The sequence below is a fragment of the Actinokineospora enzanensis DSM 44649 genome (assembly GCF_000374445.1).
GTDB classification, from domain to species: domain Bacteria; phylum Actinomycetota; class Actinomycetes; order Mycobacteriales; family Pseudonocardiaceae; genus Actinokineospora; species Actinokineospora enzanensis.
On record NZ_KB894413.1, the window covers coordinates 99,978 to 121,782 of the forward strand.

At 70.3% G+C, this 21,805-nt stretch carries 24 protein-coding genes, 2 tRNA genes and 1 pseudogene; 9 read left to right on the top strand and 18 right to left on the bottom strand.

All coding sequences use genetic code 11. The features are described 5' to 3' along the window. Positions 1–114 precede the first annotated feature (114 nt). Positions 115–405: a DUF2637 domain-containing protein gene (locus C503_RS48505; protein WP_281170510.1), complete on the top strand. Its 291-nt coding sequence runs from the start codon at positions 115–117 to the stop codon at positions 403–405. 428 nt (positions 406–833) lie between these two features. Here the strand turns inward: C503_RS48505 and C503_RS39495 are convergent, their stop codons facing one another. Further along, the gene (locus C503_RS39495; protein WP_018683099.1) at positions 834–1,571 is read right to left on the bottom strand and encodes a GIY-YIG nuclease family protein; all 738 of its coding nucleotides are present in this window, start codon (positions 1,569–1,571) and stop codon (positions 834–836) included. A 123-nt stretch (positions 1,572–1,694) separates the two neighbouring features. Between C503_RS39495 and C503_RS0115335 the strand changes: the two genes are divergently transcribed. Continuing rightward, positions 1,695–2,957: a DNA cytosine methyltransferase gene (locus tag C503_RS0115335; protein WP_156893241.1), complete on the top strand. Its 1,263-nt coding sequence runs from the start codon at positions 1,695–1,697 to the stop codon at positions 2,955–2,957. A 395-nt stretch (positions 2,958–3,352) separates the two neighbouring features. Beyond that, positions 3,353–3,745 (top strand): very short patch repair endonuclease, encoded by a 393-nt coding sequence (locus C503_RS47305; RefSeq protein WP_211222403.1) that lies wholly within the window; start codon positions 3,353–3,355, stop codon positions 3,743–3,745. Between the two features lie 94 nt (positions 3,746–3,839). On the opposite strand, the pseudogene C503_RS45950 reads toward C503_RS47305, so the two are convergent. The 4 genes and pseudogenes from C503_RS45950 to C503_RS0115365 form a co-directional block, all read right to left on the bottom strand. Next, a pseudogene (locus C503_RS45950) lies at positions 3,840–4,665 on the bottom strand (transposase). 236 nt (positions 4,666–4,901) lie between these two features. Beyond that, positions 4,902–5,027 (bottom strand): hypothetical protein, encoded by a 126-nt coding sequence (locus C503_RS48510; RefSeq protein WP_018683105.1) that lies wholly within the window; start codon positions 5,025–5,027, stop codon positions 4,902–4,904. Positions 5,028–5,109: 82 nt separating this feature from the next. Then, a tRNA-Ile gene (locus C503_RS0115360) sits at positions 5,110–5,183 on the bottom strand. 186 nt (positions 5,184–5,369) lie between these two features. Next, positions 5,370–5,442, bottom strand: a tRNA-Asn gene (locus C503_RS0115365). Between the two features lie 101 nt (positions 5,443–5,543). On the opposite strand from C503_RS0115365, the gene C503_RS45955 reads away from it, so the two are divergent. Continuing rightward, complete coding sequence (locus tag C503_RS45955) at positions 5,544–5,753, top strand: hypothetical protein (protein ID WP_156893242.1); 210 nt, start codon at positions 5,544–5,546, stop codon at positions 5,751–5,753. Positions 5,754–5,913: 160 nt separating this feature from the next. Here C503_RS45955 and C503_RS0115375 read toward each other — a convergent pair whose 3' ends face one another. Genes C503_RS0115375 through dnaG form a run of 4 tightly spaced genes read right to left on the bottom strand, consistent with a single transcriptional unit; the run spans position 5,914 to position 9,853 of the window. Beyond that, positions 5,914–6,582: an MOSC domain-containing protein gene (locus C503_RS0115375; RefSeq protein WP_018683107.1), complete on the bottom strand. Its 669-nt coding sequence runs from the start codon at positions 6,580–6,582 to the stop codon at positions 5,914–5,916. Continuing rightward, on the bottom strand, positions 6,579–7,343 hold the full coding sequence (locus C503_RS0115380) for a trans-aconitate 2-methyltransferase (protein ID WP_018683108.1): 765 nt from the start codon (positions 7,341–7,343) through the stop codon (positions 6,579–6,581). Before C503_RS0115380 ends, C503_RS0115375 begins: the two co-directional genes overlap by 4 nt. Before the next feature lie 52 nt (positions 7,344–7,395). Beyond that, positions 7,396–7,923 carry a hypothetical protein gene (locus C503_RS0115385; protein WP_018683109.1) on the bottom strand — a complete coding sequence of 176 codons (528 nt, stop codon included), beginning with the start codon at positions 7,921–7,923 and terminating at the stop codon, positions 7,396–7,398. Positions 7,924–7,942: 19 nt separating this feature from the next. Next, on the bottom strand, positions 7,943–9,853 hold the full coding sequence (gene dnaG, locus C503_RS0115390; protein ID WP_018683110.1) for a DNA primase: 1,911 nt from the start codon (positions 9,851–9,853) through the stop codon (positions 7,943–7,945). A 49-nt stretch (positions 9,854–9,902) separates the two neighbouring features. Between dnaG and C503_RS0115395 the strand changes: the two genes are divergently transcribed. Further along, entirely contained in the window at positions 9,903–10,838 is a 936-nt protein-coding gene (locus C503_RS0115395; protein ID WP_018683111.1) for a sigma-70 family RNA polymerase sigma factor, read from the top strand. A gap of 36 nt (positions 10,839–10,874) precedes the next feature. Here the strand turns inward: C503_RS0115395 and C503_RS0115400 are convergent, their stop codons facing one another. The 3 genes from C503_RS0115400 to C503_RS0115410 form a co-directional block, all read right to left on the bottom strand. Next, entirely contained in the window at positions 10,875–11,948 is a 1,074-nt protein-coding gene (locus C503_RS0115400; RefSeq protein WP_018683112.1) for a serpin family protein, read from the bottom strand. 67 nt (positions 11,949–12,015) lie between these two features. Continuing rightward, positions 12,016–13,305, bottom strand: coding sequence for a deoxyguanosinetriphosphate triphosphohydrolase (locus tag C503_RS0115405; protein WP_018683113.1), 1,290 nt, complete (start codon positions 13,303–13,305; stop codon positions 12,016–12,018). An 18-nt stretch (positions 13,306–13,323) separates the two neighbouring features. Beyond that, positions 13,324–13,980, bottom strand: a complete 657-nt coding sequence (locus C503_RS0115410; RefSeq protein ID WP_051114833.1) for a YdcF family protein — start codon at positions 13,978–13,980, stop codon at positions 13,324–13,326. A gap of 164 nt (positions 13,981–14,144) precedes the next feature. Here C503_RS0115410 and C503_RS39510 point away from each other — a divergent pair, with 164 nt between their 5' ends. Next, on the top strand, positions 14,145–15,038 hold the full coding sequence (locus tag C503_RS39510; protein WP_018683115.1) for a hypothetical protein: 894 nt from the start codon (positions 14,145–14,147) through the stop codon (positions 15,036–15,038). Between the two features lie 237 nt (positions 15,039–15,275). Here the strand turns inward: C503_RS39510 and C503_RS0115420 are convergent, their stop codons facing one another. Both C503_RS0115420 and C503_RS0115425 read right to left on the bottom strand, forming a co-directional pair. Further along, a complete protein-coding gene (locus C503_RS0115420) occupies positions 15,276–16,661 on the bottom strand; it encodes a glycine--tRNA ligase (protein ID WP_018683116.1) in 1,386 nt (461 codons plus the stop codon). Between the two features lie 100 nt (positions 16,662–16,761). Beyond that, positions 16,762–17,163, bottom strand: a complete 402-nt coding sequence (locus C503_RS0115425; protein ID WP_245572489.1) for an antibiotic biosynthesis monooxygenase — start codon at positions 17,161–17,163, stop codon at positions 16,762–16,764. Between the two features lie 80 nt (positions 17,164–17,243). On the opposite strand from C503_RS0115425, the gene C503_RS0115430 reads away from it, so the two are divergent. The 3 genes from C503_RS0115430 to C503_RS0115440 all read left to right on the top strand — a co-directional run bounded on the left by C503_RS0115430 (position 17,244) and on the right by C503_RS0115440 (position 18,498). Then, positions 17,244–17,516: a DUF6703 family protein gene (locus C503_RS0115430; RefSeq protein WP_156893243.1), complete on the top strand. Its 273-nt coding sequence runs from the start codon at positions 17,244–17,246 to the stop codon at positions 17,514–17,516. A gap of 113 nt (positions 17,517–17,629) precedes the next feature. Further along, positions 17,630–18,091, top strand: a complete 462-nt coding sequence (locus C503_RS0115435) for an ArsR/SmtB family transcription factor (protein ID WP_026316338.1) — start codon at positions 17,630–17,632, stop codon at positions 18,089–18,091. Next, a complete protein-coding gene (locus tag C503_RS0115440; RefSeq protein ID WP_018683120.1) occupies positions 18,088–18,498 on the top strand; it encodes a Fur family transcriptional regulator in 411 nt (136 codons plus the stop codon). Before C503_RS0115435 ends, C503_RS0115440 begins: the two co-directional genes overlap by 4 nt. Positions 18,499–18,610: 112 nt before the next feature. Here the strand turns inward: C503_RS0115440 and C503_RS0115445 are convergent, their stop codons facing one another. The 4 genes from C503_RS0115445 to C503_RS0115460 form a co-directional block, all read right to left on the bottom strand. Further along, complete coding sequence (locus C503_RS0115445; protein ID WP_018683121.1) at positions 18,611–19,345, bottom strand: TIGR03943 family putative permease subunit; 735 nt, start codon at positions 19,343–19,345, stop codon at positions 18,611–18,613. After that, the gene (locus C503_RS0115450; protein WP_018683122.1) at positions 19,342–20,433 is read right to left on the bottom strand and encodes a permease; all 1,092 of its coding nucleotides are present in this window, start codon (positions 20,431–20,433) and stop codon (positions 19,342–19,344) included. The genes C503_RS0115445 and C503_RS0115450 overlap by 4 nt, the downstream gene beginning before the upstream one ends. An 88-nt stretch (positions 20,434–20,521) precedes the next feature. Next, on the bottom strand, positions 20,522–20,950 hold the full coding sequence (locus C503_RS0115455; protein WP_018683123.1) for a hypothetical protein: 429 nt from the start codon (positions 20,948–20,950) through the stop codon (positions 20,522–20,524). After that, on the bottom strand, positions 20,947–21,798 hold the full coding sequence (locus C503_RS0115460; RefSeq protein WP_033400641.1) for an isoprenyl transferase: 852 nt from the start codon (positions 21,796–21,798) through the stop codon (positions 20,947–20,949). Before C503_RS0115460 ends, C503_RS0115455 begins: the two co-directional genes overlap by 4 nt. Positions 21,799–21,805: the final 7 nt, after the last annotated feature.

A 21,805-nucleotide genomic window follows, 5' to 3' on the forward strand; every position in this document is an offset into this window, starting at 1 on the left:
TCCGCGTCCGGGCCCGCATGTGCCGGTAGGCCGCTCGGTGACCGGCTCGCAGGTGTTCGCCCGCGCCGGCTGCTGCCCGGACGACGTACGACGCGCGACAGGAGGTGTGCTGCGATGAGTGCTACAGCAACACCTGCTCAGCGGGATCGCGCGTTGCGGGTGCAGTGCGCCTGCACCGCGCTGGTCGCGCTCGGCACGGCGTACGCCTCCTACCGCCATGGGCGGGAGTTCGCGTTGCGGTTCGGTGCCGACGAGGCCACGGCGGCGATCCGGCCGTTGATCGTGGACGGCATCCTGACCACGGCCACGGTCGAGTTTGCGGAAGACGACCGGCCGTCATGCGGGTGGCAGGTGGGCTGCCTGGTTGTCCTTCTTGTTCGGGATCCGCCTCTCGCTTCGCGCTAGCGTGGCGGCGGCTCCTGAGCTGAGCGTGCCCGCCGCCGGCCTTCCTGCTGGGGGTCGAACTGCTCAACCGCGCTCAAGCGGCACCGCGCCGAGACCACCGTCGAGATCACTGAGACTGGCGCCGAGCCGGGAAAGGTGGTGCGTCTCACGGTGGTCCCGGAGCGGTCTCGCCCGCCGGTCGAGCCGACCGCCGAACGGCGAATGTGGGCCTACTACGTGATTGAGCGATCCAAGGGCCACACACCGGCCGGCGCGGACCTGGACCGAATCTCGGGCACGAACAACTATGGCCGCCGCGTGCTGCGACGGTGGAAACAGCATGGGAAGGTGGCGTAGGTCAGCGACGGGGGACCGCGCTTCGCAACCGCCGTCCCGTGACAGCCGTGTTCTGGCGAACCGTCCCGAACCGCGTCGATGTCATGCGCGGGTCAGCGGTAAGTCCTCAGCGCGTGAGGGTATGGCCCGTCCTTGGGATACATGATCACGTAACCCGGCAGGGCCGTGATCCGCCACTCGGGGTCGGCGTGGGCGATGACAGCCCCCAGGGCATCGAACAACTCGTCCGCGGTTGGCGCGTCCTCGACGATCTCGACCTCAAGTTGCCGGTGGAATGAGGCGCTCTGGTACCTGAATAGAAACGGGAGCGTCCTCTTCATGAGCTTCAGCAGATCCTCGACGATATAGGTTCCCGCCGTGATATCGGCGCACACGAAGTCCAGGTTGATCGGGTGGACGGCGTCGAAGTGATCAGCGTCAATCCTGGTCGTGTCCCGTTCCTTGCCTGGGTCCTTGCTGCCGAAGCCCATGAAGTTCCACGCGGCCTTACCTTCGCCCCTGTACTTGTTGATCAGGAGTTGTTCGGGTGAGACCGCCTGCATGTCCTCGTGGACGTAGAGGCAGGTGAACGTCATCGTGCCGATACCGACACGCCCCGACAGCTTGTCGTAGTGCTGACGCAACCGCTTGGGCAGCGGCTCCGACGCCTGCGCCTTTCCCACGTAGATGAGGGTGCCATTCTCATAGAGCTGGTAGACACCGGGTTTGGGATCAACACGCCCGATGTACACCGGACCTAGCGGGTCCGGGCCGAGCGCCGCGAGCCCATCCGCTAGCTGGTCGGCGAGCGCACGTGTGATGCTGAGGCGAAACTCGCCGCTCGCTGGCATCGGCCTGGTCCCCCTTTGGGCGATCTTCAACTTGTCCCCGAAAGAGTACTGGCCTACGCACGCGCGACACGCCGGACACCAGGGTGAACGTATGTTCGAGACCCTCCGCGGTATAGTTCACGCGTGGCCAAACGATCAACGACGCGCGAAGCGAAGGTCAAGCCCGAGGTGGGAACCAGCATTGAGCTGTTCACCGGCGGCGGAGGTCTCGCCTACGCGCTACACGAGGCTGGCTTCCGGCATCTTCTCGCCGTCGAGCTGGACCACCGCGCGTGCGAGACGCTACGCGCCAACGTCGCCAAGGAGTACAGCGAGGGCGCTCCCGACCCCAAGGGTTTGCGTTCCAAGTGGCCGCTGATCGAGGGCGACGTGCACAAGGTCGACTTCACTCGCTGGGAGGGGAAAGTCAGCGTCGTCGCTGGCGGCGTGCCCTGCCAGCCGTGGAGCCTCGGCGGAGCTCACAAGGGCTACGACGATCCGCGTAACCTCTGGCCGGAGCTGTTCAGAACGGTACGGGAGACTCGGCCAAAAGCGGTCATCGCGGAGAACGTGAAGGGACTGTTGCGGTCATCGTTCAAGCCGTACTACGACTACATCCTCCGCGAGCTTGAGGCCCCGTTCGAGCGGCGCGTTGACGGCGAGGACTGGGGTGATCACGACAAGCGCCTGATCAAGGCTCTTAAGTCCACCAAGGCCGATCTGACCGAACGGTACGACGTCAAGATGGCGCTGGTGAACGCCGCCGACTACGGCGTGCCTCAAGTTCGATGGCGCGTGGTCGTCGTGGCCTTCCGGAAGGATCTTGGCCTCGTCGACTGGACCTTCCCCGAGCCGACCCACTCCGAGATCGCGCTCTGGCACTCGCAAGCCGACGGCGATTACTGGGAACGGGCCGAGCGGCTACCGCGTGAGGACATTGTGCCGGGGATACTGCCGATACACGATGGCAAGCAGCCGTGGCGCACCGTGCGCGACGCCATCCGAGGCGGAACGACGCGCGGGAAGAAGGCACTACCCGAACCTGTGGGCTACAAGGTCGATCACCCAGACTTCTTGCATCACTTCGGATGGCCCGGCGCGCGCGAGTACCCCGGCCATACTCCCAACGATTTCGACCGGCCAGCGAAGACGGTGAAGGCCGGCGTGCACGGCGTGCCTGGCGGTGAGACCGTCCTGCGACTCGACGATGGGTCGATCCGATACATGACCGTGCGCGAGGTCGCCCGCGTGATGACCTTCCCCGACAAGTGGGAGCTAGTTGGCCCCCGCGGCGAGCAAATGCGCCAACTCGGCAACGCGGTCCCCGTCGAACTCGGCAGGGTGGTGGCGGACTCGGTCGCCACCGCGCTCGACCAGGCCGAGGGATCGGAACTCCGTACTGCCTGATTGCCATGCCCAGTCACTGGAACGAGACCAGACCACCTGAACACGCGTGGCGCCCCAAAGCTGGATTGAGTCGAGCCGTTCGCGCCGCCGAGCAGGACAAAGCGGCCGGCGGCCATGATCGACGAAGGATCGGCCTACCAGGTGGAGGGCACGCTACCGCGTCCATCTACCTGCGACTACCATCGAAAAGCCGTCGTATCTACGCCTACATCCGCTGGTCGGACCACGGTAAGACCATCGAACGGTACGTCTGTCAAGTCGACGACACCTCGCGGGCTCGAAACCTCGCCGCCGCGTGGCGTGTGTTCACCGAGAGCGGCATCGTAGGGGTGGATGATAACATCGCCCCCGCCGCCACACGATCCTGGGCCAGCTCCGACGCTGTGCGTGCCGTGATGCGCGCCAACAAGGGCCGGGACACTCGCCCCGAACGAGCCCTCAGATCGGCGCTACACGCACGTGGCCTGCGCTACCGGGTCAATGCTCGTCCGCTGCCGGAGGTTCGACGAACAGTCGACGTCGTATTCCCTGGCCAGCGGATCGCGGTTTTCCTCGACGGATGCTTTTGGCATGGCTGCCCGGTACACCACCGCCCCGCGTCCAAGAACAGCGAGTTCTGGTCTTCCAAGATCGAGGGGACCAAAGCCAGGGACTCCGACACGGATCGCCGGCTCGCCCAACAAGGGTGGACGGTCATCCGAGTATGGGAGCACGAAGACCCGAACGAGGCCGCGGAGCGCATCGGAAACGTGGTTCTCAACTACCGAAAATCACCTCCGAGCCGGTAAAGTGCCGCCGCGAGTGGCACACCCACCGGCTGGCGGTATGTACCTGCCCGAGCCTGATCAGGGGGTCTGCTGCGCGAGTAGGTGACAGTTGTGGTCACGCAGCCTGGGTGGCTGGTGTGGTCATGATTGCTTCGTATTCGATGGGGGTCAACCTGCCGAGGGCGGTTTGGCGTCTGCGGCGGTGGTAGGTGCGTTCGATCCAGGTGACGATCGCGATCCGCAGCTCGTCACGGGTGGACCACGTGCGCCGGTTGAGTACGTTGTTCTGCAGCAACGCGAAGAAGCTCTCCATGGCGGCGTTGTCTCCGACGGCGCCGACCCGGCTCATCGAGCCGGACAGGCCGTGGCGAGTGAGCGCACGGACGAATTTCCTTGATCGGGACTGCGATCCGCGGTCGGTGTGCACCACGCAGCCGGCGATCTCGTCACGCCTCGTCACGCCTCGTCGGCCTCGTCGGCCTCGTCGGCCAGGAAACGGTAGCCAAACTCCAGATCGTCGCGGTGCGCGTCGAACAACGCGTTCGCCCGATACGCCTGATCGAGTTCTGTCCCGGTAACCGGCCTGGCACGCCACCGGCAGCACGGCTGTCGAGCGGTGTTCAGGACCCGGCACGTCACCGCCACGGGAATCCCGCCGGCGGCCGGCTCGCTCACGAGCGGGTAGAACCTTTTCCCGGCAAGTTCGCCTGCGACAGATACGCGGTCGCGCGGCGCGGGACCTCGTTCTCCTGCTCCAACAGCTTGATCCGCTTACGCGCCTCACGCAGCTCGGCCGAGTCGCTGCGACTCACACCCGGTTTGACGCCCTCGTCGGTGTCGGCCTGACGCAGCCACTTGAACAACGTCATCGGGTGGACCCCGAAGTCCTTCGCGATCTGCTCGACGGTCACACCGGGCTCACGGCCACGGGCGACGCGCACGACATCGTCACGGAACTCCCGGGGGTAGGGCTTGGGCACAACGACACCCTCCCAGCTCACCAACACGGCAAGCCAACTCAGATGTCACCTAACAGTGCAGCAGACCCCGTCGCCGACCGGCTCACCGAACTACGCGCCAAGACCAAGCAGCTCCGCGCCCGCGGCGACGAACTGACCCTCGCGCTGGACGACGAGCCCGCCATGCCCAAGCCCCCTACCCTGGTCGTGGTGGCTGATCACATCGCCGAGATCATCACCAGCGGCACCACAACCAGATCAAGGGCCTCGTCGAAGCCCTGGTCGCGAAGGTCACCATCACCGGCCCCGACGACCGGCTCATCCCGGTCTTCCGCATCCCCCAAGCCAGCAACAACAACGGAGCCGCACCCGCCCTACCAGCGGAAACGGCCTCGGACGGAGTGGTCCGCACAATGACTAAATCGGTGGGGCGGGTGGGGCTCGAACCCACGGCCAAGGAATTATGAGTTCCCTGCTCTGACCGACTGAGCTACCGCCCCCGACCCGCCGGATACTACAGAGGGTGTACGGCGAGCGGACACCCATGGTTGATCTTGATCAACGAGTCGTCGGGAAGTCGCCAGATCAGGTGATGGAAGGCTGGAGCCGTTGCGGCCAATGTGCTGCGTAAGTGTTGCGCGGGCCCACTCAACGAAGAAGCCCAGGCCGTCTGACCTGGGCTGTTGCTCCTCCAGCTGGACTCGAACCAGCAACCCTTCGATTAACAGTCGAATGCTCTGCCAATTGAGCTATGGAGGAAGGTCGCTCCTGTCGGGCCGTGGCCCAACGAGTCGTAACTCTAGCGCATACCCGCCACACCTATCGCACGGGTACCCCCGAAGTGCCGGAGCGGTCACGGGGTGCGTGCGGGAGGATGGGGCGACGACTATCCGTGGGAGGCGAATGTGGTGGGGTTCCTGGTGGGTGCCGGGGTCGGGTACGTCCTCGGCGCCAAGGCGGGGCGTGGGCGGTACGAGCAGATCGTGCGTGCCTACCGGCGGATCGCCGACCACCCCGCCGTCCAGGGCGCGGCGGGGATCGCGCGGGCCAAGCTCGGCGGGCGGCCCTAGGCGCTGTCCGGTAAGTCTGGTGCGCGGGATTCGTGATCCGCGTGGTCTCTGGGCGTGCGGGCGGGAAGCCGCACGTACCGGGTTGTACTTGGGCTTTCCGCCCGTGCGGCCGGAGGCCGCGCGGGCGCGGATAGCGCGTGCCGGACTTGCCGGACAGCGCCTAGCCGACCGGGTCCCCGGTGGTGATCACGCCGGGGCGGGTGACCTTGGCGTAGACGCCGAAGGTCAGGTCGTGCGGGGTGAGGGTGCGCAGCAGGTCGGCCGCCGGTAGTGGTGGTTGGGCGTGGTCGAGCATGGCGCAACGGACGACCGGCGCGGTGATCTCCAGCTCCGCCGTGCCGATCGTCAGGCGCCTGCCGAGCCAGCCGTCCTCCGGGCGGTCGGTGCCGGGCACGTCGATCACGAGGTTCGGGCGGACCCTGGCCCAGTCCGCATCGAGCCAGCGCAGGGACGCGGTGGTGACCACGTGGACCGGGCCTGCGTCGAGGTGGGAGATCGGGCCCTCCTCGACGACCGTGACCGGTTGGCCGATGACCTCGGACACGGCCTCGTGCACGCCCTCGTCGACGGTCGCGAGCTCGCGACCGTCGGGCAGGCCGATGATCGTGTGTGTGGTCGTCAGACGGCGCGAGGACATGTCCAGCAACCGGGGCAGGCGGGTGAAACGGCGGGTGCTCTTGCCGGAGCCGAACTTCCCGTTGGCCGCGCGCACCGCCCAGCGACGGTCGTCGAGCACGCCGCGCGCGTCCACCGCGAGCCGGTCCACACACTCGCCGCGCAGCGACTTCACCGGATAACGGGCCAGGACGGCGACCGTCCCGGCGGTCACTTGACCCGCGCCACGACGAACACGCGGCGGAACGGGAACCAGGTGGTGCCGTCCGACCGGCGCGGGTACGCCTCCGCCAGACGCGGGGCCAGCGCGGCGCGGAACTCCTGCCAGTCCGCGTCGGACAGGGCCGCGCGGATGGGGCGCAGAGCGGTGCCGGTGATCCACTCCAGCACCGCGTCGGCGCCGTCGAGCTGCTGCAGGTAGGTGGTCTCCCAGGCGTCCACGTGGCAGCCCGCCGCGCACATGGCCTCGGCGTAGCCGTCGGGGCCGAGGGTGGCGTTCTCCTCGCGCAGCCGCACCGGCTCCAGGCGCTCGAACCAGGCGGGCTCGGCGACCAGCTCGCGGATCAGGGCGTGCGAGGGGGCGGCGAAGTTGGCGGGCACCTGCACGCCGATCCAGCTGCCCGGGGCCAGCTCGCGCGCCCACTTGCCGAGCAGCTCGGGGTGTCCCGGCACCCACTGCAGGGCGGCGTTGCTGATCACCACGTCGACGTCCTCGGCCGGGCGCCACTCGCGCAGGTCGGCCAGGCTCGCGTCGACCCCGCGCTGCTGGGCGGCGGCGACCATCTCGGCGGAGGAGTCGATGGCCGAGATCCGGGCGTTGGGCCAGCGCTGGGCCATGGTGACGGTGAGGTTGCCCGGCCCGCAGCCGAGGTCGACGACCGCGCGCGGGCTTTCCACCCGGACCCTGGCCAGCAGGTCGAAGAACGGGCGGGCCCGGTGGTCGCCGAAGCTCAGGTACTTCGCGGGGTCCCACATCGACGCCTCCAAAGAAAACCGTACGTACGTACTGTTAACCCTAGCGCCTTGCTCAGGCCTCCGCGAGCCCTTTGTCGATCTTCGCGGCGACGTCCTCGGCGATGGCCCGCGCGATCCCGGCGTCGGTGCCGGGATCGGGGCGGACCTGCAGCACCGTCCCATCCTGCCCCGGAACCTTGCGCTGGACGAACCACGCGCCGCCGCCGGGCAGCTCACGGTGGTAGCGGGTCCGGATCGAGCCCGTCACCCGACGGTGCACAGCCACCGGCAGCCGCCCCGGCCGGACCACGGCGAACCGCACCGGGGACCGGTCGGCCAGCACCACGGCGTCACCCGCCCGGTCGACCTCGTCCGCCTCGGTGATCACGAACCCGCCGCCGTCCCAGGCCGCCTTGGACACCAGATGCCACCCGATCCGGCGAGCCCCGGCCCCGTCCGGCACCCACAGCCCCAGCGAGGTCGCCACCAGGTGACCGCCGCCGTCGACCTCGGCCCACGCCGCCACGCCCTCGTCCCGGTCGAGCCGACCGGCGAACCCCTTGGGCAGCCCGCCGAGCAGGCGCCCCAGCAACCCGGTCACGGCGCGGCCCCGCCGGGGGTCATTCCGACTCCCCGCGCGCCTGCTTGCCCAATGCCTGGTGCCACTCCTCCATTGCTACCAGATCCCCCCACAGCGCCCGCGCCTCGTCCGGGTGCTCGATCGGCGAGAGCCGTTGCAGCCGGGACTTGATGTCGGCGATCTGCCTGCCGACCAGCTCCCGCTGCAACGCGGCCAGGATCGCGGCGGCGTAGCGGGCGGTCGAGGCGTTGCGGTTGGGCAGCGGCATCGCCTCCACGCCCAGCTCGCTGACCAGCTTGCGCACGGTGGTGGCCACGCAGTTCCGCGACACCGCCTCCAGCAGCTCGGCCCCGGCCAGGCCGGACGCGGTGCCGCCCGCGTCCAGGATCGCCTGGTGCAGCACGGCGTAGGCGGGCTCGGTGAACGCCTCCGCGGGCATCGAGTCGTAGAGCGGTCCGGCGAGCGCGGGCTCCTGCAGGGCCAGCTTGATCACCTCGCGCTGGGCGTGCAGGCGTGGGTCGCGCGGGTCGGGGCGACGGGGTCCCTCGACCTCGACCGCCAACGCACCCTGGTTCGGGTCGGACTGGCGCGCGCGCCGGTTGGTGCCGGGAGTGCTCACGCCCGCGGTCTCGCGCACCCGGCGGACCACGACCAGCGTGTCCTCCCAGCCGACCCAGCCCGCGAGCTGCCGGGCGTACTCGTCGCGCAGCGAGTGGTCCTTGATCCGGGCGACCAGCGGCACCGTGCGGCGCAACGCCTCCACCCGGCCCTCGGCGGTGTCCAGGTCGTGCGTGGCCAGCTCGGCGCGGATGGCGAAGGTGAACAGCGGCCGCCTGCGCGCCACCAGGTCCTTCACCGCGACGTCACCCTTGGCCTGGCGCAGCTCGCACGGGTCCATGCCGTCCGGCGCCACCGCGATGAACGTCTGCGCGGCGAACTCCTGGTCGCCCTCGTCGAACGCCTTCTTCGCGGCCTTCTGCCCGGCCTCGTCGCCGTCGAAGGTGAAGATCACCTCGCCGCGGAAGGCGTCGTCGTCCATCAGCAACCGGCGCAGCACCTTGATGTGCTCGCCGCCGAACGCGGTCCCGCAGGAGGCGACCGCGGTGGGCACCCCGGCGGCGTGCATGGCCATCACGTCGGTGTAGCCCTCGACGACGACGACCTGGTGCCGCTTGGCGATCTCCCGCTTGGCCATGTCCAGGCCGAACAGGACCTGGGACTTCTTGTAGATCGGGCTCTCGGACGTGTTGAGGTACTTGGCCTGGATCTGGTCGTCGTCGAACAACCGGCGCGCGCCGAACCCGACCACGTCGCCGCCGATGTCCCTGATCGGCCACAGCAGGCGGCGGTGGAACCGGTCGATCGGCCCCTGCCTGCCCTCCCTGGACAGCCCGCCCTTGATCAGCTCGGCGATCTCGAACCCGCGCCCGAGCAGGTGCTTGGTCAGCCGGTCCCACCCGGCCGGGGCGAACCCGCAGCCGAAGGTGGTCGCGGCGGTCTCGTCGAACCCGCGCTCGGCCAGGAACTCCCTGGCCTTGACCGCGTCCGGGGACCGCAGCTGCTCGGCGTAGAACTCGGCGGCGGCCTTGTGCGCGTCCACCAGCCTCGACCGGGTGCCCCGGTCGCGCTGGACGCTGGTGCCGCCGCCCTCGAAGGTCAGCTGCACCCCGACCCGCTCGGCGAGCCGCTCGACCGCCTCCACGAAGCTCAGGTGGTCGATCTTCATCACGAAGGCGATCACGTCGCCGCCCTCGCCACACCCGAAGCAGTGGAACGTGCCGTGCGTCGACCGCACGTTGAACGACGGCGTCTTCTCGTCGTGGAACGGGCACAGCCCCTTGAGCGCGCCACCCCCGGCGCGGCGCAGTTGGACGTACTCGCCGATCACCTCGTCGATCCGACTGCGCTCCCGGACCAGCGCGACGTCACTCTCCCGGATGCGTCCAGCCACGGTCGTCCAGCCTAGTGCCTCGACACCCGGCCGTCTTTAGGATGGCCCGGTGCCCATCACCGACACCACGGCACTCGCCGAACGCTTCGCCGAACACCGCCCCCACCTGGTCGGCGTCGGCTACCGGCTCACCGGCACGCGCTCGGACGCCGAGGACGCGGTCCAGGACGCCTGGCTCCGACTGTCCGCAGTGGACGACACGGCCCTTGCGGACATCCGCGACCTGCGCGCCTGGCTGACGACGGTGGTCGGCAGGCTCTGCCTGGACCGCCTCCGCTCGGCCACCGCCCGACGTGAACGGTATGTCGGACCGTGGCTGCCCGAACCGTTGGTGACGCCGCTCGCGGGCGCTCCCGGGGAGGACCCGTTGGACGCGGTCGTCCGCGATGACGGGGTGCGCATCGCGGCGTTGGTGGTGCTCGACCGGTTGTCGCCGGAACAGCGGGTGGCGTTCGTGCTACACGACGCGTTCGACCTGCCGTTCGCGGAGATCGCGGCGACGTTGGGCTGCACGGAGGCGACCGCGCGTCAGCATGCCTCGCGTGCTCGACGGGCTGTCGCCGAGGCCGATCCGCCGCCTCGGGCGGCGTTGGACGAGCAGCGTGAACTGGTGGACCGGTTCGTTGCCGCCATGACCGCGGGGGATCTGGCCGCGGTGGCGGAGCTGCTGCATCCGGATGTGGTGTTGATCGGGGATGGCGGGGGGAAGGCTCGGACGTCGCGGCAGTTGATGCTGGGGCAGGACAAGATCGGGCGGTTCTTCGTGGGCATCACTCGGTTGCATGGGGAGTTGATGTTCTCGGGGGAGATGGTGTTGGTCAATGGGGATCTGGGGGTGCACCTGCCGGAGATCGTCGGGGAGGGACGGTATACGGGGCGGGATCGACGGGTGTTGACGTTCTCCGTGCGGGATGGGCGGATCACTGCTCTGTACGACATCGTCAATCCGGAGAAGCTGGGGCACATACCGCTGTTGGATCCGTGATCGGCGATCCCCGACGACCGTGTCGGGTGTGACAGGTCAGGACGGGTCGGTGACGCGGGTCATGAAGTACACCGCCCCCGTCCGCTGGTGTCGGACCAGGAGCAGGAACGGGCGGTCGACGTGGATCTCGGCGACGGTCGGGGTCAGGGAGACGAGCTCGAAGACGACGGCGGTGGCCGCGGCGCCCTCGAAGCCCTCCTCGTCGACGCGGAGGACGGATTCGTGGTGGATCGAGTCCGCGCGGAGGCGAACTCCCCGGGCGATGCCGGTGAGGTCGGCCTGGTCGCCGAACACCGTGTGGACGCCCAGGGCGGTCAGTGGGGCGGTGAGTTCGGCGTGGGTGGTGAGGGCGAGCCGGGGCAGGTGCAGGGCTATCCGGGCGCGGTGTGGTGCCGCCAGCAGGGTTGTCAGGGACTCCGCGGTGAGGCCGGGTTCGGCCGTGGCCAGGTCGTCGTCGGGGAACAGGATGACCGCCTCGGTGCCGCCCGCGGCGGGGAGGGCGACGACCTGCCAGCCGTCCTGTGCGGCGTAGCGGGCGTTGCCCTCGAAGGACATGGTGGGCACCTCGACCGGGCCGGTGGGCGTGGTGAACACCCGTGGTTCGGTCGCGTCCTGGGCGAACCGCGTCAGCCAGGCGCATTTCAGGTAGAGCGCGCTGACCATTGTGGACGCTGTGTCCGGGGTGATCGACCCCGGTGGCAGCAGGTCCTCGATCAGGCCGCGGGTGGTCTCCGCGACGTCGGTGTTGATCTCCGCGCGGGCTTTCTCGCGGTCGGCGTGGAACGGGGCGGTGCGCACCGCGCCGCCCTGGCCGTCGACCAGGGCGCGGACGAAGTCGTCGGCGAGGTCGACCGAGGCGTCGGCCCACAGCGTGTTCGCGACCGCCAGTACCGATTGTTCGTCGTCCGGCGACGCGACCAGGCCGCTCGCCGCCAGCAGGTGCGCCACCTCGTCGGGATCACCGACGAGCGCGACGAGCTCGTCCCGGGTTCGGCCGCGCGCGCCCCTGGCGAGGAGGCCCAGCGCGCCCGCCACCGAGAAAGGTGACCAGCACACCTGCCCCGGCGCGAGCACGCGATGCAGGGCAAGGGTGAAATCCAGGTGCGACACGGCGGACCTCCCGACTGGCACGGCGTTCTCGTTCACGGTCGTCGACCGCGACGCCGAGTCTGCCGGCTCAGCCGCCCGAGCTCCGGAAGTCGTCCACAAGGCCTTGACACCAACCGACGGCCTGTGCGTCGGTCAGCGAGGCGACCTGGTCGACGACCACCCGCAGCCGCCCGGCGTCGTCGGTCGCCGCCTGCCAGGCGGGCTGGAACGCCGGTTCCAGCGCCGTCGGGGCCCGCTCGACCAGCACCTCGACCAGGGCGGTGACGACCTCGCGCTGCCTGGCCTGCAACGCCAGCCGGTCGGCGTCGCTCAACACGTAGTGCACCGCCATCGCCTTGAGCAGCGCGACCTCGGCGGCGACCCGGTCGGGCACCACGAGGTCGGCGGCGTAGCGGGTCAACGGGCCGGGGCCGTGCGCGGCGCGCGTGCCCGCCACCGGCGCACCCGCGAACCGGCCGACCAGCTCACTGGTGAGACGCTTCAGCGCGACCTGCGCGCCCAGCGAGCCGTCGTACTCGCGCGTGACCAGGTCTGCCAGCACCGGCAGGTCCAGCAGGCCGTGAGCGGCTTCCTCGATCGCGGACAGCGGCTGGCTGGAGAAGAGCTTCGCGGCCAGACCGGCCACTACGGCCCGCTCGGCCGGATCAGCGAGCGCGGCCAGGGAGATCCGGCCCGAGCGGACCCCGTCCTCGACGTCGTGCACGGAGTAGGCCACGTCGTCGGCCCAGTCCATCACCTGGGCCTCGATGCACCGACGGTCACCGGGAGCGTTCTCGCGTAACCACTCGAACACGGGGAGGTCGTCTTCGTAGACGCCGAACTTGACCATGCCCGCGCGTCTCGCCCAGGGGTACTTGGTGGCCGCGTCGAGTGCGGCGCGGGTCAGGTTCAGTCCGTGCTCGGTGCCGTCCTCGCCAAGGACCTTCGGTTCGAGCCTGGTCAGGATCCGCAGTGTCTGCGCGTTGCCCTCGAAGCCGCCGCACGGCTGGGCGACCAGGTCGAGCGCGGTTTCGCCGTTGTGCCCGAACGGCGGGTGGCCGATGTCGTGCGCGAGGCCCGCGGTGTCCACCAGATCGGGATCACAACCGAGCTCGTCCGCGATACCGCGCCCGATCTGGGCGACCTCCAGCGAGTGCGTCAGCCGGGTCCGCGGGATGCCGTGCACCTCCGAACCCTCGTTCGGGCCGACGACCTGGGTCTTGCCCGCGAGCCTGCGCAGCGCGGCGGAGTGCAGCACTCGCGCGCGGTCGCGGTCGAACGGGCTGCGCGCGTCCGGCCGCGCGCCCGCCAACCCGGCGCTCTTGGGCGGCTCCGGGTGCAGGCGTGCTTCGTCGTGTTCGGTGTAACCAGGTCGCACACCCGGACTGTACGTGGGTTAGCCGACTTCCTCGTCGATCGCGATGCCGTCGGCGGAGGCGTTGGTGGACCGGTAGTAGAGCAGCGCCGCGGTCTCCCGGAGGATGTACTTGGCCTGGGTCTCGCGGGTCTGCACGATCGGGCCCGTGTGTGTGGGCGACGTCCACGCGTCCAGGCCCGCGTCCTTCGCCATCGTGCGCGCGCGCAACGAGTGCCACGGGTCGCTCACGATGACCGCCGTCTCCCAGCCGCGGTCTTTGACCTCGGTGGCCACGGCCTTCAACGTGCCCAGGGTGTCGTTGCCCTCGCCGACGCCGATCACCCGGTCGGCCGGGACGCCGCGGTCGATGAGCCACTTCCGGCCCGCCTCGGCCTCGGTGTACTTGTCGCCCGCGCGACGGCCGCCGCCGGTGACCACGTAGTCGGCCACGTGCTGGTCGTAGAGGGCCTTCGCCTGCCGCAGCCGCGCCTCCAGCACCTTCGACGGCTTGCCCGCGTACTGCGCGGCGCCGAGCACCACCACGACGTCGGCGTGGTCGCGGTCGTCGACGCGGGCCACCTGCCAGACCCGGAACGCGGTGCCGCCGACCACCAGGACGCCCATGAGCACGATGCCGACCAGCAGCCTGCGCAGGAACCGGCGCAACGGGCGGGGGTGGGGAGGCACGCTCCGCATCCTTCCAGAGGGGTGTCGCGGGAACTCGGCACGGTACGCGATTCACGGCCGCGGCGGGAAACCCGGGCCGGGTTGTCCACAGGCGCCCCGGCGTGTCGCCGATTCATCCACAGCCCCGGCCCGAGGACTGCCCACCGCGTCCGATCCGGGGTTACCTCGAACCCATGCGAACCAACCACCTGATCACCCGCCCCGACAGCAATATCGACATCGACACCGAGCTTCGGCCTGCCCGCCCCGGCGCGCTCCCGTCGCCGACGCCCGCCACCGACCCGGTGCCCCTGCCCGACCGGCCCGCCGCCCGCGAGCGGAGACTGCGCGCCGCGCTCGACCTCGCCCCGACCGACGCGGTGGTCACGGGCCGGGAAGCCATGTGGCTCAACGGGATCCCGATCCGACCGCGGGGCGCGATCCACCTGGTCGCGCCAAGCCGCGAACCGGGTCGGGCGGACGGCTCGGTCGTGGTCGAGCGCACCGACCGGATGCCGGACCCCCGCTGGCGCCGGGGTTTCCCGACGGCCCCCCTCCCCCGCGCGACGGTCGACGCCTGCCGCCGCGGCTTCACCATCGCCGAGGTCCGGGCCGTGGCGCGGGAGGCGGTGGAGCGGGGTGGGGCGACCATCGGGGAGCTGCACGCGGAACTGGTGCACAGCCCGGGATACGGCACCACCCTGCTGCGGCGCGCGCTGGCCGAGATCGACCGCGGGGTGCGCTCGATCGCGGCCCGGCGGGTGACCGGGGTGGTGGACCTGGCCGAGCTGCCACCCCCGAACTGGACCGCCCGACTGAGCACACCGGACGACGTCCACCTGGCGATCGTGGACGCGTGGTGGGACGACGTGGGTCTCGCCTGGGACGCGGACCTGCACCGGGCCTGGACACCGGACAGCCTGCCCCGCGCGTTCGCCCGCGTGACCCGGCTGCGGGCAGCGGGGATCGTTGCGGTGCGGACCGATGCCGAACGGATGCGGGTGGACCCGGCGGGGGTGGCGCGGGAACTCCGGGCCGCCTATGGCGAAGCGGCCGGGCGGCCGAAGCCGGAGGTGATCATGTCCTGATCGGACCGAGGGAGCCGACGACGCCGGACACCCCGCGTTTCGGCGACGCCGCCGGACTCGTCGCGGACGGGTCGAGACTCGGGCGCCGTCCTGGGCCGCGCCACCTGGCCCGACATCCACTGCCAACGCAAGCGGCAGAGCCGGTGATGGTCAAGCCACTGGCTCGACATCCCTGTCCGGGCAGCGGGCGAGGCCGGGTCGGTGGTGGTCGCGGTGGGGCGACCACCACCGGGTGGGTCAGCAGCCGATGAGCTGGGCGGCGAGGTAGGACTCCAGGCGGTCCAGGGAGACGCGTTCCTGGGACATGGTGTCGCGTTCGCGGACGGTGACGGCGTGGTCGTTGAGGGTGTCGAAGTCGACCGTGACGCAGAACGGGGTGCCGATCTCGTCCTGCCTGCGGTAGCGGCGGCCGATGGCGCCCGCGTCGTCGAAGTCGACGTTCCAGTGTTTGCGGAGGGTGGCGGCGACGTCGCGGGCCTTCGGGGAGAGGTCGGCGTTGCGGGACAGTGGCAGCACGGCGGCCTTGACCGGGGCGAGCCTGCGGTCCAGGCGGAGCACGACGCGCTTGTCGACGCCGCCCTTGGCGTTCGGGGCCTCGTCCTCGACGTAGGCGTCCAGCAGGAAGGCCATCATCGGGCGGCCGACGCCCGCGGCAGGCTCGATCACGAAGGGGCGGTAGCGGGAGTTGGTGGCCTGGTCGAAGTACGACAGGTCGACGCCGGAGTGGTTCGAGTGCGTGGTCAGGTCGAAGTCGGTGCGGTTGGCGATGCCTTCCAGCTCGCCCCATTCCTGGCCGCCGAAGCGGAAGCGGTACTCGATGTCCACCGTGCGCTTCGAGTAGTGCGACAGCTTCTCGCGCGGGTGCTCGTAGACGCGCAGGTTGTCCTTGGCGATACCGAGGTCGGTGTACCAGCGGGTGCGCTCGTCGATCCAGTACTGGTGCCACTCGTCGTCGGTGCCCGGTTCGACGAAGAACTCCATCTCCATCTGCTCGAACTCGCGGGTGCGGAAGATGAAGTTGCCCGGCGTGATCTCGTTGCGGAACGACTTGCCGATCTGGCCGATGCCGAACGGCGGCTTGCGGCGCGCGGTCGTCTGCACGTTGAGGAAGTTGACGAAGATGCCCTGCGCGGTCTCCGGGCGCAGGTAGTGCAGGCCCTCGTCGGTCTCCACCGGGCCAAGGTGGGTCTTGAGCATCATGTTGAACTCGCGCGGCTCGGTGTACTGGCCGCGGGTGCCGCAGTTCGGGCACGGCACGTCCGACACGTCGTTCTCCGCGACCTCCTTGCCGGTGCGCGCCGCGTACTCCTCGGACAGCTGGTCCGCGCGGAACCGCTTGTGGCACGAGGTGCACTCGACCAGCGGGTCGTGGAAGGCGTTGACGTGCCCGGAGGCCACCCACACCTGCCGGGGCAGCAGCACCGACGAGTCCAGGCCCACCACGTCGTCGCGGCCCTGCACCATGGTCTTCCACCAGGCGCGCTTGATGTTGTCCTTCAGCTCCACGCCGAGCGGGCCGTAGTCCCACGCCGACCGGGTGCCACCGTAGATCTCCCCGCACGGGTAGACGAAGCCGCGGCGCTTGCAGAGGCTGACGACGGTATCGATCCGGTCGGCTGGCACTGACCCTCCATGAGAGGAACAACGAGAGAGGCGGGACAGCCAAGGGTAGTCCGCGCCCCGCCCTGCTCCGTCCGGGGGACACCCACGCCGGACCCGCCGGTCAGCGCGCGGTCGTGGGCCCCGCGGCCTCGCCGAGGCGGACCGTGTCCGCGTCCGCGGCGAGCAGGCTGGCATGCCGCCGGACACCGTCCGGGCCCGCCTCGACAACCACCTCGTATGCCGCCGGTTCGGTCGTGTCCGCCTCCGCGAGCAACGGGATCACCAGGGTTCTTACGTCGAAGGGGGACAGCGACTTTCGGTACGCGGCGACGGAGGCGAACTCGACGGTGAGCACCCAGGCGGTGGCGGACTCGGTGGACCGGACCAACAGCCCGCGCAGGCAGCCGGGCTGTGCCAGCAACAGCTCCAGGGCCCGGTGGGCCCGGTCGGCGAACGGCCCAGGGTCGGTGACGGTGAACCTGGCGATCAGCAGCACGCGGCGGCCTTCCTGGCGGCGGGGCACGGGCGGGCCCGCACGGGACAGTGCGAGGATGCGGCACGGTAACCCCTTGTCGGCAGCCCCATCGAGATCGGGAGGCACCCGTGCGGCGGACGCGCTCGCTCAGGACACCGTTGCTTCAGGGGCGGGGACCGCTGTCCAAGGTCCCGCCGGTGCTGGTGTTCGTCCTGGTCATCGGCCTGTTCGTGGCGGGTGTGCTGATCCGCGGGCCGATCGGCGCCGCCCTGCTGGGCCTGTTGGCGCTGGCCGTCGTCGGACTGCTGGTGGCGACCTGGTCGGTGCTGGCACCCGCCCAGCGCGCGGGTCGGGTGCTGATTCTCGGGGTGCTGGTGGCGATCGCGGTCTCCGTGCTGTGAACGCGTGCGGTGCCGTGCCCGCGACAGGCCCCCGTGAACTGGGAACGCAGCCTAAGATGAACACGGTAACCATCACCCTGCGGGCCGTCCGCCGCCGGGACCAGGAGAGGACGATGTCGACCGTGACCTCGGGAGCCGCGTCGCACGGGCTGCGGGCAGCCGCCGAGCAGCACGATCATTCGCCCACCCACCCACCCGGAAATTCACCGGGACACCCGGACCACGCGCCCGACCATTCACTGGACCACTCACCGGACCGGCCCGCGCTCGCGACCGGGCACCGCCGGTCCTCGGCCACCCTGACCGCCGCGGGCGATCTGCTGCGCGCGCTCGCCGCGCCGGTGCGCATCGCCATCGTGCTGGAGCTGCGGGTCGCCGACCGCTGCGTGCACGAGCTGGTCGAGGCGCTGGGCGTGGCGCAGCCGCTGATCAGCCAGCACCTGCGGGTACTCAAGTCCGCGGGTGTGGTCTATGGGGAGCGCCACGGGCGCGAGGTGGTCTACCGCCTTGTGGATGAGCATTTGTCGCATATCGTCGTGGACGCAGTTGCCCACGTTGAGGAAGGCGACCGGTGACGACGGACCGAACCTCGGCGACCGTACCCGGCAGGCGCTCCACGCGTCAGCGCACGGCCGTCGCACAACTGCTCGACCAGCTCGACGACTTCCGCTCCGCCCAGGAGCTGCACGAGGAGCTGCGCAAGCGCGGCGAGGGCATCGGGTTGACCACGGTGTACCGGACGCTGCAGTCGCTGGCCGACGCGGGCCAGATCGACGTGCTGCGCACCGATTCCGGCGAGGCGATCTACCGCCGCTGCTCCAGCCACCACCATCACCACCTGGTGTGCCGCACCTGCGGCCACACCGTGGAGGTGGAGGGGCCCGCGGTGGAGCGCTGGGCGGACAAGGTGGCCGCGGAGAATGGCTTCTCCCAGATCAGCCATACCGTGGAGATCTTCGGCACGTGCGCGAGTTGCGGTTAGCCAACGCCTCGATCTCCGCGACGGTTCCCGTGACGACCTGGTGAGGGTCGGCTGCCAGGCCGGGAACGATGCCGGGTGGGGATGTGGGGGTGGGTGGTGGGAGAAATCGAACTCAGTGCTCATAGGGGTCTTCTGGTTGGTGGATCTTGGTCAGCTCGGTCGCGGACAGCGTGGGGACGTAGTCGTCGTCCTCGGTGGCCGAGCCGGGCCGCAGCGTGCCGGTGACGTTCAGCCAGGTGTCGTTCTGGTAGCCGGTGGTCCTGGGTCCGTCGAGCCTGACCCGCACCGGCAAGGCGTCGGCGGCGCAGCAGGTGATCGAGAGCCGGGCCAGGTAGGTGTTCTGCCCGTCCACGACCACGAACCCGGTCAGCCGGACCCGGCGGTTGTCCAGGGAGTTGCCGGAGTCCCAGGCCGCGCGGGCGGCGAAGTCGCTCAGCTTGACCGGCAACGGATCCCCCGCGGGCAACGGGGAGAACAGCATCCGGTCGTCGGCCCCGGAGGACAGCGTGGTGGCGGCCCGGTTGCTGGCGTCCGCGCGCACCGAGTCCGCGCCCAGGGCGGGCGGGGCGATCAGGAAGATCGTCAGCACCGGCAGGATCAACAGCCACGCACTGCGCGCGGAATGGTCGTGCCCTTCGTGGTCGCCGTCGTCATGCTCGTGCGGCGCGCGGGCGAACAGCTCGCGGGCGATGGAGATCCCGGCGAGCAGCACCATGACCAGGCCGCCGCCGATCAGCCAGTACCGGTGCGACGGCTTGACGTACTGCAGATAGGTCCCGTTGAGGCTGATCTTCAGCAGCGCGCCGCCGACCAGTACCAGCAGGATGTTCTGGGTCTCCCGCCTCATCCCGCGCCGCCGAACACCAACAGACCCGACAGCACCGCGCAGACCACCGCGACCACGAACGTCGCGGGCGCGAACCGGACCGCGAACGAGCGGCCGAACGTGCCTGCCTGCAAGGCGAACAGCTTGACGTCGACGGCGGGCCCGACCACCAGGAACACGAGTTTGGGCAGCAGCGGCATGCCGCTGATCGAGGCCGCCACGAACGCGTCCGCCTCGCTGCACAACGCCAGCAGCAGGGCCAGCACCGCCAGCACGACCACGCCAAGCACGACCTGCTGTCCGAGCGCGTCGACCCAGTGCCGGGGCACGGCCACGTTGAGCGTGGCCGCGATCAGCCCGCCGAGCACCAGGAACCCGCCCGCGTCGACCAGGTCGGCGCGCGCGGTCTCGAAGAACATCCGCCACCGGGACCGGCCGTCCGGCTCGGGCAGCCTGCGCAGCGCCCGCTCGATGATCCACTCGGCCTTCCCGAACCGCGCCCACAGCCAGCCCATCACCAGCGCGGTGGCCAGCGAGCCGAGCAGCCGGGCCAGGACCATGCCCTGGTTGTTCGGGAACGCCACGCTGGTGGCCACCAGCACGACGGGGTTGATCGCGGGCGCGGTCAACAGGAACGCCAGCGCGACGGAGGTGGGCACGCCCTGCCGCATCAGCCGCCGGGCCACCGGCACGGCCGCGCACTCGCACGTCGGCAGCGCCACCCCGGCCAACCCGGCCACGGGCACCGCGAGCGCCTGACGCCGGGGCAGCAGCCGCTCCAGGACCTTGCCGGACACGAACGCGGCGATGGCGCCGCTGATCAGCACACCGAGTACCAGGAACGGCAGCGCCTGCACGCACACGGCGACGAACACGGTGGCACCGGTGCGCAGCATGGGCGCGTCCAGCCAGGACACCAGGTTGCCCTGCCCGACCAGTGCGATCACCAGGATCGCGCAGAGCACCTCCAGCGACCCGACCCGGTACCGGCGCTTCCCCGGCCCGGCCGCCACGTCGGCGACCGCGACGGACCCGCCCGGGGCCGTCGCGAGCTCGGGAGCGTCGGTCAGGTCGGCCGACTCGGGGCGGGACGGCGGGTCAGCGCTCATCGGCGGTGTCCCCGGCCGACGAGTCCCGGGGTGATGACGGAGCGCACGCGGGTGGATACCTCACCCGCCGAATGATGCCGGCCCGGGATCAGCCGGGGGAGCCGGGTGTTGAACTGTGTTCTGCCGCCTGTCCGAGCAGCTCAGTGCGCAATTGGGACGCGGTGGACACGACCAGCATGAGCAGCGTGCCCAGGGCGGGCGCGGTCAGCCCGTCGGCCGGGAAGGCGTAGCGCAGGGTGACGTCCATGCCCCGTTCGGTGTGCACGACGCCGAGCGTGCCGAACAGGCCCTGGCCCGCGCGTTCGGCGGCGGAGACGGCCAGGTCGCGGGTGTCCGGCAGGTCCCAGGCCACCACGCAGGTCAGGCTCAGCACGGTCAGGCCCTCGGCCAGCTCCATGCCCTGCACCGCGCACGGCACGTCGCCGTGCCGGAAGGTCAGCGCGCCGTCGTCGTCCACGGTCACGTCGTGGTAGCTCTCCAGGGCCTCGCGGGCGCGGGTGAGCAGCTGGTCGGTCATTCGGGGTCCTTCCGGTCCAGGTCCAGCCGGGCGGCGACCTCGGCGGAGTCGGCGGCGCCGCCGAAGCGGCGGTCGCGGCGGGCGTAGGTCTCGATGGCCTCCCACAGGTGCACCCGGTCGAAGTCGGGCCACAGGTGGTCCTGGAACACCAGCTCGGCGTAGGCGGACTGCCAGAGCAGGAAGTTCGACGTGCGCTGCTCGCCGGACGGCCGGATGAACAGGTCCACGTCCGGCATCTCCGGCCGGTACAGGTACCTGGCCAGGACGCGTTCGTCCACCCGCTCGGGGTTGATCTTCCCGGCGGCGGCGAGCCGGGCGATCTCGCGGGCGGCGTCGCCGATCTCCGCGCGACCGCCGTAGTTCACGCACATGGCCAGGTGGAGCACGTCGTTGTCCCGGGTGCGCTCCTCGGCGATCTCCAGCTCGCGGATGACGCTCTGCCAGAGCTTGGGGCGACGGCCCGCCCAGTGGATGCGCACGCCGAGCGCGCCGAGCTCCACGGTGTGCCTGCGGATGACGTCGCGGGAGAAGCCCATCAGGAAGCGGACCTCCTCCGGGCTGCGCCGCCAGTTCTCGGTGGAGAACGCGTACAGCGACAGCCATTTGACGCCCATCTCGATGCAGCCCTTGGCCGCCTCGACCACCTGGGCCTCGCCGCGTTTGTGGCCCTCGATCCGGGTCAGGCCGCGTTGGTTGGCCCACCGCCCGTTGCCGTCCATCACAATGGCGACGTGCCGTGGCACGAACTCGGCCGGGATCGCGGGCGGGCGCGCACCGGAGGGGTGCGGCTCCGGCACGCGGACCGGCCCGCCGGTCTCCCGCCCGCCAGTCCGACGACGTCGCAGCACCGCACTA

Bases quoted from the DNA above. Each gene is read 5' to 3' on its own strand.
- C503_RS48505 (WP_281170510.1), top strand. From the start codon at position 115: ATGAGTGCTACAGCAACACCTGCTCAGCGGGATCGCGCGTTGCGGGTG.
- C503_RS39495 (WP_018683099.1), bottom strand. From the start codon at position 1,571: ATGCCAGCGAGCGGCGAGTTTCGCCTCAGCATCACACGTGCGCTCGCC.
- C503_RS47305 (WP_211222403.1), top strand. From the start codon at position 3,353: ATGCGCGCCAACAAGGGCCGGGACACTCGCCCCGAACGAGCCCTCAGA.
- C503_RS0115380 (WP_018683108.1), bottom strand. From the start codon at position 7,343: ATGTGGGACCCCGCGAAGTACCTGAGCTTCGGCGACCACCGGGCCCGC.
- C503_RS0115410 (WP_051114833.1), bottom strand. From the start codon at position 13,980: ATGCGGAGCGTGCCTCCCCACCCCCGCCCGTTGCGCCGGTTCCTGCGC.
- C503_RS39510 (WP_018683115.1), top strand. From the start codon at position 14,145: ATGCGAACCAACCACCTGATCACCCGCCCCGACAGCAATATCGACATC.
- C503_RS0115435 (WP_026316338.1), top strand. From the start codon at position 17,630: ATGTCGACCGTGACCTCGGGAGCCGCGTCGCACGGGCTGCGGGCAGCC.
- C503_RS0115445 (WP_018683121.1), bottom strand. From the start codon at position 19,345: ATGAGGCGGGAGACCCAGAACATCCTGCTGGTACTGGTCGGCGGCGCG.
- C503_RS0115450 (WP_018683122.1), bottom strand. From the start codon at position 20,433: ATGAGCGCTGACCCGCCGTCCCGCCCCGAGTCGGCCGACCTGACCGAC.
- C503_RS0115455 (WP_018683123.1), bottom strand. From the start codon at position 20,950: ATGACCGACCAGCTGCTCACCCGCGCCCGCGAGGCCCTGGAGAGCTAC.